Origin of the sequence: Actinoplanes palleronii, assembly GCF_016862315.1 — a bacterium.
In the GTDB taxonomy this organism is placed as follows: Bacteria; Actinomycetota; Actinomycetes; order Mycobacteriales; family Micromonosporaceae; genus Actinoplanes; species Actinoplanes palleronii.
Map to the genome: position 1 here is coordinate 23,513 of NZ_BOMS01000122.1, position 17,472 is coordinate 40,984.

Annotated in this window: 18 protein-coding genes, 1 tRNA gene and 1 pseudogene; 8 read left to right on the plus strand and 12 right to left on the minus strand. The window is 72.1% G+C overall.

Annotated features, from left to right (window positions below; all coding sequences use genetic code 11):
• Window positions 1-133: 133 nt before the first annotated feature.
• Window positions 134-835 (plus strand): hypothetical protein, encoded by a 702-nt coding sequence (locus Apa02nite_RS36585; RefSeq protein WP_203829138.1) that lies wholly within the window; start codon window positions 134-136, stop codon window positions 833-835.
• A 65-nt stretch (window positions 836-900) separates the two neighbouring features.
• On the plus strand, window positions 901-3,252 hold the full coding sequence (locus Apa02nite_RS36590; protein ID WP_203829180.1) for a bifunctional polysaccharide deacetylase/glycosyltransferase family 2 protein: 2,352 nt from the start codon (window positions 901-903) through the stop codon (window positions 3,250-3,252).
• A 153-nt stretch (window positions 3,253-3,405) separates the two neighbouring features.
• On the opposite strand, the gene Apa02nite_RS36595 is transcribed toward Apa02nite_RS36590, so the two are convergent.
• Window positions 3,406-4,650 (minus strand): GAF domain-containing sensor histidine kinase, encoded by a 1,245-nt coding sequence (locus Apa02nite_RS36595; RefSeq protein WP_203829139.1) that lies wholly within the window; start codon window positions 4,648-4,650, stop codon window positions 3,406-3,408.
• Window positions 4,651-4,815: 165 nt separating this feature from the next.
• On the opposite strand from Apa02nite_RS36595, the gene Apa02nite_RS36600 reads away from it, so the two are divergent.
• The gene (locus tag Apa02nite_RS36600) at window positions 4,816-5,322 is read left to right on the plus strand and encodes a DUF2199 domain-containing protein (RefSeq protein ID WP_083971841.1); all 507 of its coding nucleotides are present in this window, start codon (window positions 4,816-4,818) and stop codon (window positions 5,320-5,322) included.
• Window positions 5,323-5,570: 248 nt separating this feature from the next.
• Here Apa02nite_RS36600 and Apa02nite_RS36605 read toward each other — a convergent pair.
• The 6 genes from Apa02nite_RS36605 to Apa02nite_RS36630 form a co-directional block, all read right to left on the minus strand.
• Window positions 5,571-5,644: transfer RNA gene (locus Apa02nite_RS36605), tRNA-Ala, on the minus strand.
• A gap of 342 nt (window positions 5,645-5,986) precedes the next feature.
• The gene (gene sepX / locus Apa02nite_RS36610; protein WP_203829140.1) at window positions 5,987-6,742 is read right to left on the minus strand and encodes a divisome protein SepX/GlpR; all 756 of its coding nucleotides are present in this window, start codon (window positions 6,740-6,742) and stop codon (window positions 5,987-5,989) included.
• Between the two features lie 145 nt (window positions 6,743-6,887).
• Window positions 6,888-7,523, minus strand: a complete 636-nt coding sequence (locus Apa02nite_RS36615; RefSeq protein WP_203829141.1) for a GNAT family N-acetyltransferase — start codon at window positions 7,521-7,523, stop codon at window positions 6,888-6,890.
• Window positions 7,524-8,834: a molybdopterin molybdotransferase MoeA gene (locus Apa02nite_RS36620; RefSeq protein ID WP_067697540.1), complete on the minus strand. Its 1,311-nt coding sequence runs from the start codon at window positions 8,832-8,834 to the stop codon at window positions 7,524-7,526.
• Complete coding sequence (locus Apa02nite_RS36625; RefSeq protein WP_203829142.1) at window positions 8,831-9,742, minus strand: UTP--glucose-1-phosphate uridylyltransferase; 912 nt, start codon at window positions 9,740-9,742, stop codon at window positions 8,831-8,833. Before Apa02nite_RS36625 ends, Apa02nite_RS36620 begins: the two co-directional genes overlap by 4 nt.
• Before the next feature lie 45 nt (window positions 9,743-9,787).
• Window positions 9,788-11,815 (minus strand): GGDEF domain-containing protein, encoded by a 2,028-nt coding sequence (locus tag Apa02nite_RS36630; RefSeq protein WP_203829143.1) that lies wholly within the window; start codon window positions 11,813-11,815, stop codon window positions 9,788-9,790.
• Window positions 11,816-11,897: 82 nt separating this feature from the next.
• On the opposite strand from Apa02nite_RS36630, the gene Apa02nite_RS36635 reads away from it, so the two are divergent.
• Window positions 11,898-12,512, plus strand: a complete 615-nt coding sequence (locus tag Apa02nite_RS36635) for a 5-formyltetrahydrofolate cyclo-ligase (protein ID WP_203829144.1) — start codon at window positions 11,898-11,900, stop codon at window positions 12,510-12,512.
• A gap of 188 nt (window positions 12,513-12,700) precedes the next feature.
• Window positions 12,701-12,841 (plus strand): annotated as a pseudogene (locus Apa02nite_RS52045) (FmdB family zinc ribbon protein); the annotation flags it as partial.
• A gap of 14 nt (window positions 12,842-12,855) precedes the next feature.
• On the opposite strand, the gene Apa02nite_RS51405 reads toward Apa02nite_RS52045, so the two are convergent.
• Complete coding sequence (locus tag Apa02nite_RS51405; protein WP_239164798.1) at window positions 12,856-13,080, minus strand: hypothetical protein; 225 nt, start codon at window positions 13,078-13,080, stop codon at window positions 12,856-12,858.
• 391 nt (window positions 13,081-13,471) lie between these two features.
• On the opposite strand from Apa02nite_RS51405, the gene Apa02nite_RS36645 reads away from it, so the two are divergent.
• Window positions 13,472-14,059, plus strand: coding sequence for a hypothetical protein (locus tag Apa02nite_RS36645; protein ID WP_203829146.1), 588 nt, complete (start codon window positions 13,472-13,474; stop codon window positions 14,057-14,059).
• Between the two features lie 136 nt (window positions 14,060-14,195).
• Here Apa02nite_RS36645 and Apa02nite_RS36650 read toward each other — a convergent pair whose 3' ends face one another.
• Entirely contained in the window at window positions 14,196-14,375 is a 180-nt protein-coding gene (locus Apa02nite_RS36650; RefSeq protein WP_067697551.1) for a hypothetical protein, read from the minus strand.
• Window positions 14,376-14,439: 64 nt separating this feature from the next.
• Between Apa02nite_RS36650 and Apa02nite_RS36655 the strand changes: the two genes are divergently transcribed.
• Window positions 14,440-14,772 (plus strand): translation initiation factor 2, encoded by a 333-nt coding sequence (locus Apa02nite_RS36655; protein ID WP_239164793.1) that lies wholly within the window; start codon window positions 14,440-14,442, stop codon window positions 14,770-14,772.
• 61 nt (window positions 14,773-14,833) lie between these two features.
• On the opposite strand, the gene Apa02nite_RS36660 is transcribed toward Apa02nite_RS36655, so the two are convergent.
• Entirely contained in the window at window positions 14,834-15,301 is a 468-nt protein-coding gene (locus Apa02nite_RS36660) for a DUF2231 domain-containing protein (protein ID WP_067697554.1), read from the minus strand.
• Window positions 15,302-15,446: 145 nt separating this feature from the next.
• On the opposite strand from Apa02nite_RS36660, the gene Apa02nite_RS36665 reads away from it, so the two are divergent.
• Window positions 15,447-15,878, plus strand: a complete 432-nt coding sequence (locus Apa02nite_RS36665) for a Fur family transcriptional regulator (RefSeq protein ID WP_203829148.1) — start codon at window positions 15,447-15,449, stop codon at window positions 15,876-15,878.
• A gap of 24 nt (window positions 15,879-15,902) precedes the next feature.
• Here Apa02nite_RS36665 and Apa02nite_RS36670 read toward each other — a convergent pair whose 3' ends face one another.
• Window positions 15,903-16,733 (minus strand): RecB family exonuclease, encoded by an 831-nt coding sequence (locus tag Apa02nite_RS36670; RefSeq protein WP_083971853.1) that lies wholly within the window; start codon window positions 16,731-16,733, stop codon window positions 15,903-15,905.
• Window positions 16,734-16,823: 90 nt separating this feature from the next.
• Window positions 16,824-17,441 (minus strand): MarC family protein, encoded by a 618-nt coding sequence (locus Apa02nite_RS36675; RefSeq protein WP_067697560.1) that lies wholly within the window; start codon window positions 17,439-17,441, stop codon window positions 16,824-16,826.
• Window positions 17,442-17,472 lie beyond the last annotated feature (31 nt).

Sequence of the window (17,472 nt, forward strand, 5' to 3'; positions counted from 1 at the left end):
GCCGGGCACACATCGGCGCCATCGGGTCAATTCTTCGGCCTCATCATTTCGTCCCTTTTCAGGGGATCAGTCGGCCATCCCCCGGATGAGTGACATGTGCCAAGATCGCGATAAATGTTCCTAGGCTCGCCGCGTGACAACGCAGGAGCCCCACCACCAGAAGACCACCGAGCAGCGGACCGAAGTGATCGCGATCGCGACGCCGGCCCCGGTGTTCGTCGACTCCACCGGACGACGGAGCCGTCTGCTCCGCCGCACGGCCCTGGCGTTCGGCATCCTCGTCGTCTCCTACGGCGGGCTGGTCAGCGTCAGCCTGGCCGGCGGCCCGGTGGCTTCCAGCGCCGTGCTGCCGTTGCCCGGCGTGGACGACGACGACAAGGCCGATCCGGTGCCACCCCGGCCGATCCCGGCGCCGGCGACGAGCCAGACGAGCACCCCGAGCAAACGACCCATCATCGAGTCGGTGAACCAGCCGGCCCGACCGGCGCAGCGGCCGGTCGCCAGGTCCGCCTCGCCGAAACCGAAGGCGACCAGCAAGGCCACCAAGACGCCGGCCGCCAAGCCGTCGGCCACCCCGGCCAAGCCGAAGCCGAGCGTCAGCTCGTCCAGGCCCACCGAGTCGACCACCACCCCGCCGGTCAGCTCCTCGCCGGAGGTGAAGCCGTCCGCCTCACCGGTGGCCCCGAAGCCCCCGGCCGTCGAGCCGGTCGCGCTGCCCACGCTGGGCCAGCCGGTCGAACTGCCCCCGCTGAGCCAGCCGGGTGACGACCCGGCCGACTCGCCCGCCCCGACCACCGCCGAACCGGAGACGCACGAGTCCGGGGAGCCGGTGTGACGAGCACCCCGACCCGGCGCACCCGGGGCCGCAGCCGGCGGCGCATCCTGCCCCGCCCCCGGGTGATGCTCGGCGCGCTGCTGCTCGGAATCTTCGTCTCGGTGCTCGTGGTGCAGGCGTACATCAACGCCGAGTTCACCGCCGACCACAAGGAGACCGAGGTCGGTGACCAGGCCGGGGTGCCACTGTCGATCCGCGGCGGAGGGCCGATCGTCAACACCACCGGCGGACAGGAGACCACCAGTCGCCTGCCGGCACGCACCATCGCGCTCACCTTCGACGACGGCCCGGACCCGATCTGGACCCCGAAGGTGCTCCAGGTGCTGAAGGAGAACGACGCGCACGGCACGTTCTTCGTGGTCGGCTCGCAGGTCGCCCGGCACCCGGAGCTGACCAAGACCATCGTCGACGACGGCAACGAGCTGGGCCTGCACACCTTCACCCACCCGAACATGCAGCTGCTCGCGCCGTGGCGGCGGCGTCTGGAGCTGTCCCAGAACCAGGTGGCCATCGCCCGGGCCACCGGCGTGCACACCAACCTGGCCCGGTTCCCGTACTCGTCGAAGACCGAGGCGATCGACGAGACCAACTGGAAGATCGTCAAGGAGGCCGGCGCGGCCGGCTACCTGATCGTCGTCAACGACCTGGACAGCGAGGACTGGCAGCGGCCCGGCGTGGACCAGATCGTGCACAACGCGCTGCCGGCCGGCGACACCTCGGCGATCATCCTGTTCCACGACGCCGGCGGGGACCGCGCGCAGACCGTCGCGGCGCTGGCCAAGTTCATCCCGATGATGAAGGCCCGCGGCTACCGGTTCACCACCGTCACCGAGGGCCTGAACCTGGGCATCGCGGAACAGGCCGCGGACATTAAGGCCGGGCGCGGGCCGGAGAGCGCCTCGGTCATCCCGGCGCTGCCGCTCAACCCGGCCGCGGCGGCCGGCGACGAGTGGCGCGGCGCGGCGCTGATCTGGACCGTCCGGCTGGCCGACGGCCTGGTCTACCTGGTCGCCGGGCTGTTCCTGATGGTCGGGCTGCTGACCATCGCCCGCACCGTGTTGCTGCTGGCCCTCGCCGGTCGGCACGCCCGGCAGCGCCGCAGACCGGACTGGCGCTGGGGCCCGCCGATCACCGACCCGGTGTCGGTCATCGTGCCCGCCTACAACGAGAAGGAGGGCATCGAGGCCGCCGTCCGCTCGCTGGCCGGTGGCGACTACCCGACGATCGAGGTGGTGGTGGTCGACGACGGCTCCACCGACGGCACCGCCGACATCGTGGAGGGTCTGCGCCTGCCGAACGTCCGGGTGGTCCGGGTGCCCAACGGCGGCAAGCCGAACGCGCTCAACACCGGCGTCGCGCTGGCCCGGCACGACCTGATCGTCACGGTCGACGGCGACACCATCTTCGAGGAGGACTCGATCCGCCGGCTGGTGCAGCCGTTCGGCGACCCGACGGTCGGCGCGGTGGCCGGCAACGTCAAGGTCGGCAACCGCGGCAGCCTCGTCGCCACCTGGCAGCACATCGAGTACGTGATCGGCTTCAACCTGGACCGCCGGCTGTACGAGACGCTGAACTGCATGCCGACCGTCCCCGGCGCGATCGGCGCGTTCCGCCGCGAGGCCCTGGCCAAGGTCGGCGGGGTCAGCGACGACACCCTGGCCGAGGACACCGACGTCACCATGGCGCTGTGCCGCGAGGGCTACCGGGTCGTCTACGAGGAGCACGCCAAGGCGTGGACCGAGGCGCCGACCACCCTGGAGCAGCTCTACCGCCAGCGGTACCGATGGAGCTACGGGACCATGCAGGCGATGTGGAAGCACCGCGGGGCGGTGTTCGACAAGGGCCCGTCCGGTCGCTTCGGCCGGGTCGGCCTGCCGTTCCTCGCCCTGTTCGGGGTGGCGCTGCCGATGCTCGCCCCGGTGGTCGACATCATGCTGGTCTACGGCCTGGTCTTCTGGGAGCTCAAGGAGACCCTGATCGCCTGGCTCGGCATGCTGGCGCTGCAGCTGTTCACCGCCGCGGTGGCGTTCCGCTTCGACCGGGAGCCGCTCAAGCCGCTCTGGCGCCTGCCGTTGCAGCAGTTCGCCTACCGCCAGCTGATGTACCTGGTGCTGATCCAGTCCGCGACCACCGCACTGACCGGTGGCCGGCTGCGCTGGCACAAGCTGAACCGGGCCGGGCTGACCGCGCGCCCGGACACCCCACCCCCGCCGCCCGCACCGGCCGGCGCGGCCGTGGCGCCCCAGGTGCACGGCTGGCCGCCGGCCCCGTCGGAGGTGCCGGCACCACGCCAGCAGGCGCGCGGCCGGGCGGTGGCGCCGCCGACCACCCCGGCGGTGCCGTCACAGGCCCACCGGGAGGATCAGGCCCACCGGGAGGACTACGACCTGCCGCACGCGGGGTCACCGCCGCGGTAGGCGCGCACAGACAAGGCCCGCATCCCCCGAACTGCAGCCGGTGGGATGCGGGCCTTTTCGCGCCCGAACCAAGCGTCCGAACCGAGCGTCCGAACCGAGCGTCCGAACCGAGCGTCCAAACCGAGCGTCCAAACCGAGCCCGCCCGAAAATGATCAGGCCACGGCCAGATCGTGGACCAGCTCCGTCGGGGTCAGATCCGCGTACGGGAAGACCACGTGCAACGACGTGCCGTCGCCGGGCCGGTCGGAGAGCGCCACCGTCGCGTGGTGGGCGTCCAGGATCCGTTTCGCCACGGCCAGGCCCCGGTCCGGGCCGGGTACGTCGGCCGGGTTCGCGATGGTCCCGTAGAACAGGTGCGGGAACAGGTCGGGGCGCAGTCCGTCCGGCAGGTCCATGTCGTCGAGGCGCACCGCCGGGCCGGATTCCATCTCGGTGCCGACCCGGACCCGGCCGCCCTCCGGCGTGTACTTCACCGCGGCGAACAGCAGGTGGGTGAGCACCTGCTCGAGTCGTACCGGATCGGCGATGATCGGCAGCGACGGGCCGCCGGCCTGGTTCAGGATCCAGATGTGTTTGCTGGCCGCGATCGGGCGGACCGCCTCGACCGCCCGCTGGGTCACCCGGGTCAGGTCGCACTCCCGCATGTGCAGGCTGTCCCCGCCCAGCCCGGCGTCGGCCATCGTGGTCAGGTGGTCGATCAGCTCACGGAAGCCGCGGACGTGCGCCGCCGTGGCCCGGCCGACCAGATCGGCCAGCTCGGCGTCGTGCCGCCCGGTGTCGCCCAGGTTCTCCAGGTACGACGACATCAGCCGCAGCGACGAGCGCAACTCCCCGCCAACCAGGCCGGCCAGGTCGTCCTTGCGACGTTCCAGCTGCTGCAGCCGGGCCGTCGTGTTGGCCAGCGCGTACGCGTACCGCCGCAGCTCCAGCTGGGCGGTCACCTGCCGGGCCAGCGCGCGCAGCGACTGCTGCTGGTCCATCGCCAGCCGGCGCGGCTCGACGTCCATCACGCAGAGCGTGCCGAGCGCGAAGCCGTCGGTGGTCATCAGCGGCGCACCCGCGTAGAACCGGATGCCGTCCGCCGCGGTCACCGCCGGGTTGTCGGCGAACCGCGGGTCCTTCCGGGTGTCCGGGACCATCAGCAGGTCACGGCCGAGGATGGCGTGCGCGCAGAACGACAGGTCCCGCGTGGTCTCGGCGAAGTCCGCGCCGGTCCCGGCCTTGGCCCACTGCCGATCCGCGTCGATCAGGCTGACCATGGACATCGGCGTCTCACAGACCGCGGCGGCCAGCGCGACGATGTCATCGAAGTCCTTCTCCGCCGGGCTGTCCAGGATGTCGAGTGAGTAGAGCGCGGCCAGCCGCTCGATCTCGTTGTCGGGCAGGAGTGCTTTCATAACGGGTCACCTCCGAGACTTGCTCAAGAGGTACCACCCAAAAGTAGCCACCCTCACATTTCGCTCAGATCCCATGAGCACCACGCTCAGATCCCACGATCATCGGGTGTGACTTCCCCGGTCTGCCGCTGATCAACTCGGCTCGCGGCCGTATGCTTCGCGGCCATGAACACCGACGAGTTCGCGTGCGGCACCTGCGGCTCGGCACACAGCGGACCCCCGCTGAGCTTCGCCGCGCAGGCCCCGGACGTCTGGCTTCCGGAGATGGCCGACATCGAAGGTTGCCTGCTCGACTCGGACCTGTGCGTGATCACCGGCGAGCGGTTCTTCATCCGCGGCCTGATCGAACTGCCCGTCTGGGACACCGGCGAAATCTTCACCTACAGCATGTGGGTCTCGCTGAGCCGCCCGAACTTCACCCGCGCGGTCGACGTCTGGGAACAGCCCGGCCGCGAGGAGGAGCCCCCGTACTTCGGCTGGCTCGCCAATGAGATCGCCGGCTACCAGCCGACCACGCTGAACCTCAAGACCAACCTGCACACCCGCCCGGTCGGCCAGCCCCCTTACATCGAGCTGGAGCCCACCGGCCACCCTCTCGCCATCGAACAGCGCGCCGGCATCTTCCGCTCCCGCGTCGAGGAGATCGCCGCGTTCCACTTCCACCACACCTGAAACCCTTTTGGGTACGTTTACCGAGTCCCGTCCGCAGGCTACGAGCCACGTCCCGCCCGTGCCCCCGCCAGGCCGCTGCCGCTCACGACCGCCCCGCGCCCCCAGGCCCCGGCTGGCCCCCAGGGGTGCCATCGACCGGCGGAGACACCCCGGAGAGCCAGCCGCGCCCGGCAAACCCGATCCCGGGCATGAAAAAACGCCCCCGGTCCACGTTTCCGTGAACCGAAGGCGTTCCCAAGTCTTACTCGTGGAGCTGTGGGGATTTGAACCCCAGACCCCCTCGATGCGAACGAGGTGCGCTACCAGACTGCGCCACAGCCCCTAAACCAGTCCTGCGGCAGTACCTCACCTTGGGACCTCCGAAAGGCTAACAGGTCCCCCGGCACCCCCGCGAACCACCCCCGCCGGGCGTGTGAAGTTTCGGTGCGGTCCGCACCCGAAGTCCCCACGCACGGCGCAGAAACCCCGAGTGTGTGAAGTTCGGGTGCGGAGCTCGCCGTTACTTCACACGCTCGGGGTGTGGTGGGGTGACCGCGCCCACCCGCGGACGTCGCCCCGGAGGGCTTCGCGTTCTGGACGCGCCAGCGGCCAGCGAAGCCCGCAGGGGTCCCGGCGGGAGCGACGGTCCGCACCACAGCGGACGCACGACAAGAAGCTCTTGATTTCAGGCCGTGTGGTGCCGGCCGCCGGCCTCGTACGCACGCCCCCGCAACCCACCGCGACGCCGATACGACACCGACCCTCCGTTGGCCGCCACCGGCAGGTCCGACGGCTCCCGGTCCAGTCCCATGGCCGCTCGCCGGACCGCTTCCCGCTGAGCCACCAGCCGCCGCTGGGTCTCCCGCCGTGCCGCGGCCCGCCGGGCCTGTTCCCGCCGCACCTCGGCCTGCCGCGCGGCCAGCCAGGCCGCCTCCCGCGCCTGGACCTTGCGGCGGCGCCGATCGGCGATCGCCCGGTTGCGCAGGTGCACGAGGTAGAGCCCGAGCAGGCTGCCGGTGACCGCGAACCCGATCCAGAACCCGGGTCCCACGGCCAGTACGCCGACCAGCTCGATCGCGTTGAGCAGGGCCAGCGCGGCGAACACCCGGCGGCGGCGGACCACCGCGGGAGTGCCGCGCCGGCGCGGAACCCGGCGGGCTGGACGGCGGCCGGTGACCAGGCGCAAGCGGCGTGCCGGCGGGGACGCGGATTCACCCGATGGAGCGGGCAGCGTAACCGTGACCTGGCGTGCGGGGTTGATCGGTCGGCGTCCGGGCACGGTACGGCGACGGCGGTGGCGCTGGAGCACCCGCGCCGTCGACGTCGCCCGCTCCGCGGCAAGGCGCTCGGTGGCGTCGTACCGGCGTACCAGCGCCGGGGCGAGGGCGAGCAGCCCGGCCGCGGCGAGGACGGCGAGGAGCACCGAGGTCGGCACCCTCACCCCTTTCGTTCCGCCACGACAGGTCACACGTCGAGAGACCGAGCGACATGACAAGTCACTCTTTGAATGACACGACGAATGCGAGGTTACGGGCGGTAGCCGTGATATTTCGCGCGCCGCGCCGACGGCACTCGCGCGCTCAAGATCATTTAGGCGTGCGGACGCGTTTCCATCGGGTCAGCAGGCCACCCTCGGCGGCGATCTCTTCGCTGGTCATGGCGTATCCCAGGTGGTCACGCCACCCTCCGTCGATGTGCATGTAGCGCTGGTGGTATGCCTCCTCGCGGAAGCCCAGCTTCTCCACCACCCGGCGGCTCGGCCCGTTCTCCGGCCGGATGTTCACCTCGATGCGGTGCAGTCCACCCGGCCCGAACGCGTGATCCACGGCGAGCGCCAGCGCGGTCGGGATCACCCCGCGGCCGGCCACCCGGTAGTCCACCCAGTAGCCGGCGTACGCCGACGCGAACGCGCGCCGCACGATGTTGCCCAGGTTCACGTGCCCGACCAGGCGTTCCCGGCCGCCCTCGCGCAGGCAGACGGCGAACGGCATGCTGTCGCCGCGCCGGGCGGCCCGCCGCATGTCCCGGTACACGAACGCGTACGCCCGGGTCGAGTTCATCTCCGCCCACGGTCCGGGCGGCGCCGATTCCCAGGGCGCCAGCCAGGCCTGATTGGCGATCCGCAGTTCGGACCAGGCACGGGCGTCACTTCGTTTGTACGGCCGCAGCAACACCGGCCCGTCCGCCAGCACAGCGGGCCAGCCGGGGGTCGCCCCGAGCATTCATCGCCTCCGGTCGAGCAGCAACACGTCCACGGTCGAGCCGGCCGCCGCCGTGGTGACCCGCTCACCGAGCACCAGCAGTCCGTTGGCCTCGGCCAGCCCGGAGAGCGTGTACGGCCCACCGGCGAGCGGCTGCACAGTGTAACCACCGCCCCGCCGTTCTGCGACGTGTGCGGGACGGAACTCACGCAGCCCGCCGGGTGACGACACGGTCTCCAGCAGGTGCGCCTTGACGCTCGGCCGGAACACCGGTTCCGCGCCGGCCAGCAGCTGGATCGCCGGTCGGGCCAGCACCTCGAAACCGATCAGCGCGGCGCCCGGCTCGCCGGGCAGGCAGACCACCGGGACCTCCTCGCCGCCGACCGTGCCGAACCCGAGCGCGGTGCCCGGGCAGAGCGCCACGTCGGTGAACTCCACGGTCCCGCGGCCGGTGCCGGGCCGGGACAGCACCCGGCGCAGCATGTCGCCGGGTCCCTTGCCGGTCCCCCCGGTCGTGATGATCAGGTCGGCGCGCAGCGTCTGGTCCTCGAGCAGGCCGCGCAGCCCTTCCGGGTCGTCGTCACAGATCCCGATCCGGTACGCCAGCGCGCCGGCCTCCACCGCGGCCGCGGTCAGCGCGTGCGAGTTGGCGTCCACCACCTGACCGGGCTGGCTGGGCCGGCCCACGTCGACGAGTTCGTCGCCGGTGGCCACCACCACCACCCGGGGGCTGGGCCGGACCATCACGTGCCCGATCCCGGCGGCGGCGAAGGTGGCCACCATCGGCGGCGACACGTACGACCCGGCCGACGCGAGCACCTGCCCGACGGCCAGCTCCTCGCCGGCCCGGCGCACACCGGAACCGCGTTTCGGGGCGTGCAGGATCTCCACGGCGGCCATGCCCTGGTCGGTCCAGTGCACCGGGACGACCACGTCCGCGCCGATCGGCAGCGGCGCGCCGGCCGCCACCGAGAAACAGGTGCCCGCGGTCAGCCGGACCGGACGCCAGCTGGCCGCGCCCAGGTCGCCGACCACGTTCAGCCGGACGCTGCGGGTCGATCCGTCGGCGTGGCCGAACGCCGGGTGCGCACCGAGGCGCCCGGCGCCGGCCAGGTCCTCCCACCGGGCCGCGTACCCGTCGATCGCGGCCTGGTCGAACGCCGGGAACGGGTGCGGCGCGAACACGTCGGCCGCGAGCACGTTCCCGTGCGCCTGGGTGAGGTCGAGGTCGAGCGGAGGCAGCGCCCGCAACCTGCGCAGCACGCTGCCCAGGTACTCGGCGAGAGGCATCAGCTCGTTGGCGGCCGCCTCGGCATCGGCCGTAGCGGTCATCCCTTCTGACCACCGACGAAGTCGGTGAGCCAGGCCCGGAACTCCGCGCCCAGGTCGGCCCGCTTCACCGCGAGCTCGACCACGGTCTGCAGGTAGCCGAGCGGCTGCCCGGTGTCGTAGCGGTGACCGCGGTAGACGATGCCGTGCACCGGAGTGCCGGCCTCGAGCAGCGTGGCCATCGCGTCGGTGAGCTGGATCTCGCCGCCGCTGCCGGGCTTGGTGTCGGCGATGACGTCGAAGATCTTGGCGGGCAGGACGTACCGGCCGACCACGGCCAGGTTGCTCGGCGCCTCGCTGGGCGCCGGCTTCTCCACCAGGCCGGTCACCTCGACGACGTCCGTGCCGAGATCCGACTCGCGCACCGAGGCGATGCCGTACCGGCTGGTCTCCTCCGGCTTGACCTCGATGAACGCCAGCACGATGCCGCCGGTCCGGGCCTGCAGGTCGAGCATGTCCGGCAGCAGCGGGCTGTCCTCGTCGACGAACTCGTCGCCGAGCAGCACCGCGAACGCGCTGTCGCCGATGTGCGAGGCGGCGGTGCCGACGGCGTGCCCGAGCCCGAGCGGCTCACCCTGGCGGACCGTGTAGATGTCGGCGAGCTCGCTGGTGCGGCGGACCGCGGCGAGCCGCTCCAGGTCGCCCTTCTCCTCGAGCCGCTGCTCCACGTCGGGCCGGCGGTCGAAGTGGTCCACCATCGAGGTCTTGCCCCGCCCGGTGACGAGCAGTACGTCGGTGATGCCGGCCGCGGCCGCCTCCTCGACGATGTACTGCAGAACCGGCCGGTCCACGACCGGCAGCAGCTCCTTGGGAACGGCCTTGGTGGCCGGCAGGAAGCGCGTCGCGAGCCCGGCCGCCGGGATCACCGCTTTCACCGCGCGCTTACCGGTACCTTGCGCGTCCGTTGTCATCAGTCACCGCACCTTCGCTGGTTCGTGCCCGAGCATGCCGCGAGACTATCGGCCGGAACCGTGTCGCGGCGGCTGCGGCCCGCTCACCGCCGGGGTGGGATCGAAATTCCCCTCAGGCACTCGGGACGAAACGCTCTCCGCGAGACGATAGGTGTCGCGACCGGCGTTCTTCGCCGCGTACAACGCCTCGTCCGCGGCGTCGAGCACCTCCTGGGCGGTCGCGCCGTGCTCGGGGAAGACCGCGATGCCGATCGAGACGGTGACCGGGATCCGGTCGGTGAGGCCGGGACGCCGCGGGTCGATCTGCATCGGCCGATCCCGGACCAGCGCGCCGAGCCGCTCCGCCACGATCACCCCGCCGTACGCGTCGGTCTCCGGCAGCAGCACCACGAACTCCTCCCCGCCCTGGCGGAACGCCACGTCCACCTCCCGCAGCCCGAGCCGGATCCGCCGGGCGAACTCGCCGAGCACCTGATCGCCGACCGGGTGCCCGTACGTGTCGTTCACGTCCTTGAAGTGATCGAGGTCCAGCATCAGGACGGTGAGCATCCGGCCGAACCGGTGCGCCCGCTCCACCTCCCGGCGCAGCACCTCGCGCAGATAACGGTAGTTCCACAATCCGGTGAGCGGATCGGTCAGCGACAGCCGCTGGGCCTCCTCGTGCACCCGCACGTTGTGCACCGCGACACCGGCCTGCCCGGCGAACGTGCGGAGAGTGCGCAGGTCGGCGTCGTCGAAGGTGGGGCCGCCGAGCCGGTCGTAGAGCGCCAGCACGCCGAGCGTGCCCGGTCCGGCCTCGGACTCGGACAGGAAAGGGTCACTCGACGGTGGCGCCGAGATCGGCACCGCGAGGTACGACTCACACGCCGGCTCCTCGGCCGACATGCCGGTGGTGCCGCGCAGCGGGGTCCCGGAGGCGACCACCGCGCCGAGCACCCCGCGCCCCGGTGCCAGCCGCCGTGCCGCGAGGTCGGCGGGCGGCAGGTCCCACTCGCCGGTCAGGCCGGCGCCGCAGCGGGCCGCGAGGGTCCCGTCGGCCGGGTCGACGAGCAGCACCAGCCCGGCCCGGGCCCCGGTGGCGGTCATCGCGGTGCGCAGGATCACCGGCAGGATCCGGTCCAGGTCGTGCGTGCTGGACAGGGTGTCGCCGAGGATCGCCAGGTGCCGGCGCAGCTGGTCCCGGCTGGCGGTCAGCGCCTGCACGTAGGACTGCAGCTCCCTGGTCATCCGGTTGAACGTGCCGGCCAGCCGGCCCAGCTCGTCCGGCCGCGGGATCGGCACCCGGGTGTCCAGGTCGCCGTTCGCCACCCGGTCGGCGGCCCAGGCCAGGTCGCCGAGCGGCCGGGTGGTGGACCGCGCCAGCCAGCGCGCCGCGATCACCGCGACGATCGCGGTGAGCAGAACGATCAGCGGCAGGACCGCGTACCGGATGGTCGGCCGGGCCGGTGGCGCGCTGAGTGTGAGCGGCAGCGGCTGGCCCGGCCCGGCGCCGAGGCGGCGGGTCGACGCGCCCGGCGCCGGTGGCGCGGTTCCGGGCAAGGTGACGGTCACCCCGCCCGGCGCCGGTGGCGCGGTTCCGGACAGCGTGACGGTCACCCCGCCGGCCACGCCGAGCCGGTTCAGCAGGGCCGCGTCGACCGGCAGCGCGGCGAGCACGGTGACGTCGGCCGCGGCCGCGGAGGCGGCCAGCGCGGTGATCCGGGTGCCCAGGGGCGCGGTGCAGTCCTGCCATCCGGTGACACCGGCCGGCGGTTGCGGCGCGCGCCGGGCCAGGCTCACGACCTCCGGGCCGGTGATCCGGATATCGGCGGCGAGTCCGCGAGTGATCAGCTGGTCGGCGACACTGGACCGGGCGCTCGCCGGGACCACCGCGACCGCGTCGGCGGCCGCCTGCAGCTGTCCGCAGATCGCGCCGACGGCGGCCCGGACGGTCGTCGCGGCATGGTCGAGACGCTCGTCCGTCCGCTCACGACTGACCGCGGCGACAGTCAGCGCGACGAAGATGGACCCGAGCAGGACCGGACCGAGCACGACCACCAGGAAGGCGCTGGTGAGCCGGCCACGTAATGTCACACATCCTCCCGGGAGTGGCCCTCTTTGGAGCGATGCTGACATAGTGTGCACCGTTTGCCGCTTTTCACAAGAGGGGTGTTGCATGCCGGATTTGGCCGGTGACGCGGAAAAATCACCCCAAAACAAGATCACACTGCGCAGGCATCTGCTCACGGCGCGTCGATCACTTCCGGACGACATCCGGATCGCCGCCGCCACCCAACTTCACGATCAAACCCTCACTTTTGTACGACGATCCGCCCCGAGCACCGTCGCCGCCTACGTCCCGTCAGGCTCCGAGCCGGGTGGCGCCGACCTGCCCCGCCTGTTGCGCGGCGCGCTCGCACCGGGCGGCCGCCTGCTCCTGCCGGTGCTGCTGCCCGACGACGATCTGGACTGGGCGGAGTTCACCGGCCCGCTCGCCCCCGGCCGCCGCGGCCTGAGCGAGCCCCCCGGCCCACGCCTCGGCCCCGACGCGATCCGCTCCGCGGACCTGATCCTGGTACCGGCCCTGGCGGTGTCCCGCGAGGGCCTCCGGCTGGGCCGCGGCGGCGGCTCCTACGACCGCGCCCTGTCCCGCCTGCCCGACCCCGGACCGATGGTGATCGCCCTGCTGCACGACGGCGAGACCCTCGACGTGGTCCCGGCCGAGCCGCACGACCGCCCGGTCCACGGCGTCATCACCCCGAGCGGCGGCTTCTCCCCCCGCCCGGCCTGACCCGCCCGGCCCGGCCCTGACTCGCCCGCGCACCTGCCCGCGCGCACCCTCGTTGCGCTCACGAGGAGTTCGTCACACCCCGCAACGGTCCTCAGACCTCGCTCGGAGTGGACGAATTGACCTCCGATGCCGCAACATTGGCACTCGGAGTTGGCGAGTGCCAGCAGCCGACAGATCCGGAGGAGCACGTGCCTACCTACCAGTACGCCTGCACCGAGTGCGGTGAGCAGCTCGAAGCCGTGCAGTCTTTCTCCGACCCGGCACTGACCGAATGCCCGAACTGCCAGGGCAAGCTCCGCAAGGTGTTCAACTCGGTCGGCATCGTGTTCAAGGGCTCCGGGTTCTACCGCAACGACTCCCGCTCCAGCAGCGTGAGCACCGAGACCTCCGGCGCCACCGCCGACGCCGCCCCGAAGAAGTCCGAGAAGTCGGACAGCCCGTCGAGCACCCCGTCGACGAGCAGCCCGGCCCCCGCGGCGGCCGGCAGCTCCAGCGGCAGCTCGTCCAGCTCGTCCAGCAGCAGTTCGTCGTCCTCCGGCGCGAAGACCGCCGCCGCTTCCTGATCCACCAGAAAGGGCGTGCCACTCCCGGCACGCCCTTTCTGCATGCCTTTTTGTCGCCTCCAGCCCACGCGCAAGCACCTCCGCGCCCGGCCCTCCACCCCGTGCCCCGCAGTGCCTCGCCGTGCCCCGCCGTGCCTCGCCGTGCCGCTCCGTGCCCGCCGTTCCGGGCCTGCCGCTCCGTGCCCGCCGTGCCCCCCACGTTCCACGCTCCGCGCCAGGTGCCTCGGGCCCGGCTCCTCGCCAGGCCCGCGCCCCGCATCACGCCATCTTGGCCCGTCCGCGCGGCGCCGCGGGGTTTTCCACAGTCCCGGCTCGTCCACAGCCCGCCCGGCGATCGCACCGGAATCCGCCTAGCTTCCTGCTCGCACACGGCAGACGACGGCGGGAGGGCAGACCATGAGCCGATCCGGCACACGCAACGAGCGCCTGGACCCGGTGCGCGGCCGCGCACCCACCCGAGGCACCCTGCTCCGGCTCACCGTGATCACAGCTCTGCTGGTCACCGCCGCCGGCCTGCTCTGGCTCCGGCCGACCACCACACCCTGCGCGCCCCCGGCCCCCTCCACTCCGCCCGGCAAGGCCGCAACCGGCAAGGCCGCAACCGGCGCACACGCCGTCGGCGGCACCACCCCGTCGCCGGGACCCGCCGCCGGGCAACCCACCCCGGGCAGCCCCGTCTCGGGCACCCCCGTCTCGTCTCAAGAGTCCGCCGGCAAGCCGCCTGTCCCGGACGGCGCCGTCGGCGTCCCGGTGCGCCTGGCCGACCCCACCGCGCTCGCGCTGACCCACCCCGGCGACCGTGTCGACCTGCTCCGGCTCGACGGCAAGGGCCACACCACCGAGGTGGCAAAGGCCGCGCTCGTCCTCGACGTGTCCGCCGACCCGCTCACCGGCGGCCTGCTGCTGGCCCTCGACCGCGACAAGGCCGCGCTCGCCGCCGACCCCTCAGGCCCGGGCTTCGCCATCCTGCTCCACCCCAGCTGACCGCGCCGCGCCGCACAAAGGCCGCGCCGCACCGCGCAAGGCCGAACCGCGCAAGGCCGAACCGCGCAAGGCCGCGCGGCGATGCCACCCGGCCCCGGGCGTGATCACGGGCGGGTGGTGTCAGGATGTCGCGAGGTCAGCCCCAGTGCGGCGGGCGATCGGCGAGCAGCCGGTCGTCGTTGGAGGAGTCGGCCTCGCCCCATCCACGCTCGGTGTCGTCCTGAGTCTGGTCCGGAAGCAACGGAGCCTCCTCCGACTCGAAGTCCACCGCGCGCTCGGCGTCGTGATCCCGCTCGGGGCCGTCCAGGATGTCCACACCTAGAAGGGTAAGCCGACATCGCTTCGGCCGTCTTCCCCCTCCGGCTGTACCGTCGGTGAACGTGAGCTCCCCCACGAGTGGCCCGCCCGGCGACGCGTACTGGCAGCGGCCCGACCCGGACGCCGCATCGCTCAGCCGGCCGCCCCAGGATCAGCCCGCCACACCCGAGCCGCCGGCGTACCCGGGTCCGCCGCGCACCGACCCGCCGTCGGTGCACTGGCGGCCACCGACCATCGCCACACCGCCCGAGCCGCGCCACATGCCGGGTCAGAACATGGACGCCATCGAGGAGGCCGAGGGCTCGGCGCGCACCGTGACGTTCGGGGTGGGCCTGGTCGCCGGCGCCGTCGCGCTGATCCTGATCTGCCTGCTCTGCGGCCGCGCCCTGTTCTAGCCCCGCCGGGCCCAGCACAGCAAGGAGCCGCCGGGCACAAGACTCGCCCGGCGGCTCCTTGTCAGTACGTTCCCCAGACCGCCGTCGCGCCCGAGTCACCCGTCTTGAAGATGTAGTAACCGCTCCCGGCCGCCAGCGCCAGCGTCAGCACCACGAACGTCACCTGCGCGATCATCGGCAGAGCCTTCCCCCGGAAGGTCAGCGCCACCATGATCAGGCTGACCACGCCGAGGCCCAGCGCGAACCAGAGCGTCATGGTGCCGAAGTCCATGTGGTTGTCGAGGATCTCCTTGCCCTTGGGCGAGAAGGTCGAGATGCGGCTGTTGTACAGCTCGGTGCCGGACAGCTTGGCGACGAGCGTGGTGATCGGAGCTACCACGGCGAGCAGCGCGACCGCCCAGCCCAGCCGTGACCGCCACTTGGCGACGAGCGCATAGACGACCGCGCCGAGCGCGAGCAGCGGCACAAAAATCACTGCGGCGTGCAGCACGAGAATATGAACCGGCAAGCCGTTGACCTGGTCGAACACTTTTCCTCCTCGGTCCGGGGTGATCGCCAGCTTAGAGTTATGTGACGGCGCAAACATCCCCTCGGCCCCACTTACCCCGCGAATCCGATTCCGGTTCAGTCACGGACGGGTTGGGGAAACCGCCCGGCCGTGCTGTCATGGATAGATGTCCACCGGTGAGGAACTGCTGCGTACGCATGGTCTGCGCGTCACCCGCCCCCGGCTGGCGGTGCTCGGCGTGCTCAGCGGTGGCGGGCACCTCGAGGTGGACGAGATCGCCCGGCAGGTCCGTGCCCGGCTCGACTCGGTCTCCACCCAGGCGGTCTACGACGTGCTGGGTGCGCTGTCCCGGGCCGGCCTGGCCCGCCGGATCGAGCCGGCCGGCAGCTCGGCCCGCTACGAGGCCCGCACCGGCGACAATCATCATCACATCGTCTGCCGGGGTTGCGGCGCGATCGCCGACGTCGACTGCACGGTCGGTGAACGCCCCTGTCTGACGCCGGCGGAGTCGCACGGTTTCACCCTGGACGAGGCCGAGGTGACCTTCTGGGGCCTGTGCCCGGCCTGCCAGAGCCGCCGCACCACCGACACCGCCTGACCGCTCGGCTGGTCGTCAAAACCGTCAGGAATCCGCGCCCAGGTGCTCCACCGCGGCCCACGGCTCCTTCCCGGTCACCCCGGCCCCCGCCGGGCAGGACTTCCGGAAGTCACACCACGCGCACAGCGACCCCGGATTGGTCGGGAAGGCCTCGTCCGCGTCCCCGCCGGCGGCCACCGCCTTCTCCGCGGCCATGATGTCGGCCGCGGTCTCCTCGGCCCGGCGCACCTGCCGGGCCAGCGACTCCTCGGTGTGCTCGTGCGCCGCCACCGTCCCGGTCGGCAGGTGGTGCAGCTCGACCCGGTAGCACGGCCGGCGGAACACCCGCTGCGCCGCGTACGCGTACAGCGCCAGCGCGTGGGACCCGCGGGCGTCGTCGGCGTCCAGCCCGGTCCGCCCGGTCTTGTAGTCGACGATCACCGCCTCCGGGCCCTCCTCGCCCATCCGCCCGTCGATCCGGTCGGCGCGCCCGTTCAGCGCCAGCACCGAGGTCTTCGCGGCGACCACCCGCTCGACGCCGAGCGGCTCGTCGGCCGGGTCAAGGGTCGCCGTGTAGGTGTCCAGCCAGCCGAGCGCCCGTTTGTACGCCGCGCGCTCGAGCTCGACGTCGCGATAACCCTCACGGACCCAGGTGCTCTTGAGCAGCTTCGGCACGGCGTCGCGCTCGCGCCGCTCGACCGGCAACGCGTACCAATTCTTCATCGCGGTGTGCACGCTGGCGCCGAGCGAATTGTGCGCCCAGGGCGGGCCCTTGGGCGGCGACGGGCGGTCGACGTAGGAATATCGGTACCGCCGGGGGCAGTCCAGGTATGCCCCGAGCTTGCTCGGGGTGCAGACGAAGAGGCGCTCGGGCATGCCGGCGAAGCCGAGTTGCTCGGGAACGGCGGCACGGTTCCTGATGGGGGGCACGGGACAATCCTGCCAGCACCCCCCGACAGAACCGTCTCAGAGCCGGGGCGCGTAAAGCTGCACGAAGGCGAAGATGGCGTCCGCGATGAGCTGGACCGCGATCGCCGCGAGCAGCAGGCCGGCGATCCGGGTGAGCACCTCGATGCCGGCCGGGCGCAGCAGCCGCACGATCAGCCCGGAGAAGCGCAGCACCAGCCAGACCGTGGCCATCACGGCCAGGACCGCGCCGCCCAGGATGAGGTATTCGTCGGCGCTGTGCGCCCGCTGCACGAAGAGCATGGTGGCGACGATCGCGCCCGGGCCGGCCAGCAGCGGCGTGCCGAGCGGGACCAGGGCCACGTTGCTGGTGCCGGCCGCGTCGGTCGGCTCGTCGGTCTTGCCGGTGAGCAGCTGCAGCGCGACGAGCACGAGCAGCAGACCGCCGGCCGCCTGCAGGGCCGGGAGCTGCACGTGCAGGTAGTCGAGCAGGGTCTGCCCGGCCACCGCGAAGCCGATGATCACACCGAGGGCGAGCAGCACGGCCTGGGTGCCGGCCCGGTTGCGGGCCTTCGCCGGCATGGCGCCGGTGAGTGCGAGGAACACCGGGACCATGCCGGGGGGATCGACGATCACCAGCAGAGTCACGAAGAACTCGCCGAACAGCTTCAGATTCACCCGATCAAGGTAGGTGTCCGGGCCGCTCCGC

What these genes read in the sequence shown, in the direction of transcription:
- Apa02nite_RS36590 (WP_203829180.1), top strand. Translation starts at nt 901, where the DNA reads ATGCTCGGCGCGCTGCTGCTCGGAATCTTCGTCTCGGTGCTCGTGGTG.
- Apa02nite_RS36595 (WP_203829139.1), bottom strand. Translation starts at nt 4,650, where the DNA reads ATGAAAGCACTCCTGCCCGACAACGAGATCGAGCGGCTGGCCGCGCTC.
- Apa02nite_RS36600 (WP_083971841.1), top strand. Translation starts at nt 4,816, where the DNA reads ATGAACACCGACGAGTTCGCGTGCGGCACCTGCGGCTCGGCACACAGC.
- Apa02nite_RS36615 (WP_203829141.1), bottom strand. Translation starts at nt 7,523, where the DNA reads ATGCTCGGGGCGACCCCCGGCTGGCCCGCTGTGCTGGCGGACGGGCCG.
- Apa02nite_RS36620 (WP_067697540.1), bottom strand. Translation starts at nt 8,834, where the DNA reads ATGACCGCTACGGCCGATGCCGAGGCGGCCGCCAACGAGCTGATGCCT.
- Apa02nite_RS36625 (WP_203829142.1), bottom strand. Translation starts at nt 9,742, where the DNA reads ATGACAACGGACGCGCAAGGTACCGGTAAGCGCGCGGTGAAAGCGGTG.
- Apa02nite_RS36635 (WP_203829144.1), top strand. Translation starts at nt 11,898, where the DNA reads ATGCCGGATTTGGCCGGTGACGCGGAAAAATCACCCCAAAACAAGATC.
- Apa02nite_RS36645 (WP_203829146.1), top strand. Translation starts at nt 13,472, where the DNA reads ATGAGCCGATCCGGCACACGCAACGAGCGCCTGGACCCGGTGCGCGGC.
- Apa02nite_RS36665 (WP_203829148.1), top strand. Translation starts at nt 15,447, where the DNA reads ATGTCCACCGGTGAGGAACTGCTGCGTACGCATGGTCTGCGCGTCACC.
- Apa02nite_RS36670 (WP_083971853.1), bottom strand. Translation starts at nt 16,733, where the DNA reads ATGCCCGAGCGCCTCTTCGTCTGCACCCCGAGCAAGCTCGGGGCATAC.